Origin of the sequence: Mesorhizobium sp. M1E.F.Ca.ET.063.01.1.1 (assembly GCF_003998155.1) — a bacterium.
GTDB lineage: Bacteria > Pseudomonadota > Alphaproteobacteria > Rhizobiales > Rhizobiaceae > Mesorhizobium.
Map to the genome: position 1 here is coordinate 1 of NZ_RZSC01000808.1, position 2,567 is coordinate 2,567.

The window sequence follows — 2,567 nt, forward strand, 5'->3', positions numbered from 1 at the left end:
TGGCTGATCAGCTGGGCGACCATTTCAGAGCCGGTTATGTAGCCCTTGAGGTCGAAGCCGTTGTGAATGAACGGCACGAGGCCGGGGCCGTAGGAGACGATGCGGGCGCCGATGAAATTGTAGATCAGCTCGAACGACATGTAGCTGGTGTTGACGATATTCAGCCGCCCCCAGGTCTTGTCGATGTCGACATAGAGCCTGTCGTGCATCGTCTTCTGCACATCCTCGCCGTGCGAGGCGGCGACATGGAAGCTGCGGCGCAGGAACGTTATCAGTTCGCCGCGATAGCTGCCTTCGGCCTGCTGCATACGTATGTTGAGACGTTCAAGCAGGCCGCCGAGCTTCACCGCAATCCAGGTATTGAGCGGCACATAGGTGGCGACGGCAAGGAAGGCCAGCACGGCGCTGCCGTAGCTGCCGAGGAACTCCAACCCTTTGACCTCCACGGAGGATCCGATCAGATTCTCGCCAACGAAATAGAGCGAGGTGGCGACACCCAGCACGCCCATGGCGAGGCCGATCGCGCCGCCGGTCATATCCTTGATCGATTCCTGGATGCGCTGGTCGATGTTGTCTGGTGCGACGATGCCGCCGGCCACCGAGCCATGTTGGGCGTGGAAATGGGTATGATTGCCGTCGAGCAGCGCCTGATTGAACTCGTTGTTCAGCCAGCCGCGCCATTTGCGATGCAAGGTGGCGGAGACGAGGTTGCGCACGCCGGTGAAGCCGGCATCCTTGAGCACGACCAGGAGCATCAATATGCCCGCATTGGTCAGAAGCGTCTGCAGCGGGTTGGTGTTGGCGGCGTCGTGAAAGAAAGCGATCGAATTCACCAGCTCGCCGGATGCCATGGCGAACCACACGCCTGCCTTGCTGGAGAGCGCGGTGAGCAGCGCAATGACGAGGGTGAGGGTCCAGGCTTCCTTCCACCGGTCGGAGAACCAGTAGGCTCGCATCAGCCCCCAGAAGGTACGCATCGACGATACCGGCGTCAGGCGCGAGGGCTTTGCCGCCTCGCTGGGTAGTTCTGCCGGTACTGTACGTCGCGGTCTGCCGACCCGAATCACGATCCCGCCCAAACCTTTCTTGTTTTGTTACACACAGTAACACCAATTGATCATTTTCCATTAATTTTCTGCCCCCGAATGTGAACAGGGTTATCCGCCGTGGCGCGAGGGCAACAGAAGAGCCTCGCCGGTCAGGCGCATCCGACGCGGATTTTACGTTTCATTTCAGCGCGTTGGGGGCAGCGGTCCGAGATCATGCCGACTTTACCTTAGGGAAAGCAAAAACACGGTTTTGTGAACGGAAATGACATGCCGGCCGGCTGGGTTCGCGACTGAACGATGGCCGCAAGGCCGCAAAAACGGGTGCTGTCCGTCCCCTTCCGGCTCGCCTGAATTGCCCTTTCCAGGCCTCGCAAAATGTCCGGGCATGAACTTGGTGGCGGACTCGTATTTGTTGGCGCCGCGCCATAGCTGAAGCGGACATGCCGGGCCAGGGCGATCAGTGAGCGTTGACAATTTTGCCCCTCAGCGGTCGAATCTGCCCGGCGATTGCTTCGCATCGAGGGGGACCAGCAATGTCTATACGGATGATTTCGGTCGCGATGCTCGCGGCCTTCGAATGGCTGCCGCAGGCACATGCCGGCAACCAGACCATTCCGGCCGGCGCCGAGGGCCAGATCGAATTCAACACGCCGTCCGGCAACATCGGCTGCATCTACACGCCGAAAGGCGGCACGAGCACCTACCAGCCGCAAGATGGCGGACCGGAGCTTTCCTGTTCCCGCGTCGAGCCGAGCTACGTGACGGTCATATTGGGGCCGAAGGGGGCGGCGACCTTGATCAAGAACCCGGGCGAGCAGGGCTGCTGCGGCGACGTGACCAGACTTGGCTATGGCAACAGCTGGAGCAAGGGGTCATTCACGTGTCTGTCGTCGAAGAAGGGATTGACCTGCACGAGCAGCGGCGGCCACGGCTTCTTCATCAGCAAGGGGACGGTGACGGTGAAATAGGCTGGCCTGGAGCGGTTCAGCGTTTGGACGCTCTAGATCGCCGTTTCCAGTTCGCCCCGCGCCTTGGCCTGGGCGACCTGGCGGATGGCGTCGGCAAGCGTGTCGGCGTCCTGCGCGCCCATCACGGCATATTTGCCCTCGAGCAGGAAACAGGGCACGCCGGTGATGCCCATGCGCGATGCGGTGGCGATCTCGTTGCGGACGGCGTCGACATCGGCATCCGTCGGCAGCAGCGTTTCGACCACGGAAGCGTCCATGCCCGCCTCGCGGGCGGCTTCGACCAGCACGGCATGGTCGCCGAGATTGGCGCCTTCCTCGAAATTCAGTTGGAAGAGGCGGCGCACGAGCCGGCTCTGCAAGTCTTCACCGGCGGCGCCCGCCCAGCGGATGACGCGGTGAGCGTCCAGCGTGTTGGGCGCGACCTTGATGGCGCCGAAAGCGAAATGGATGCCTTCCGCTTCGCCGAGCGGTTCGATGCGCGCATGGATCTGGCGGATACGCTCCTCGCTGCCGAATTTGCCCAGCATGTATTGGCGGCGATCCATGCCAC

At 61.7% G+C, this 2,567-nt stretch carries 2 protein-coding genes and 1 pseudogene; 1 reads left to right on the forward strand and 2 read right to left on the reverse strand.

Annotation, left to right across the window (positions count from 1 at the left end; genetic code table 11):
• Positions 1 to 977, reverse strand: a pseudogene (locus EOA29_RS32615) (ABC transporter ATP-binding protein/permease); the annotation flags it as partial.
• A gap of 605 nt (positions 978 to 1,582) precedes the next feature.
• Here EOA29_RS32615 and EOA29_RS32620 point away from each other — a divergent pair.
• The gene (locus EOA29_RS32620) at positions 1,583 to 2,017 is read left to right on the forward strand and encodes a hypothetical protein (protein WP_245464679.1); all 435 of its coding nucleotides are present in this window, start codon (positions 1,583 to 1,585) and stop codon (positions 2,015 to 2,017) included.
• Between the two features lie 32 nt (positions 2,018 to 2,049).
• Here the strand turns inward: EOA29_RS32620 and EOA29_RS32625 are convergent.
• A partial coding sequence (locus tag EOA29_RS32625) for a DsbA family protein (RefSeq protein WP_145969936.1) occupies positions 2,050 to 2,567 on the reverse strand: 518 nt, incomplete at its 5' end.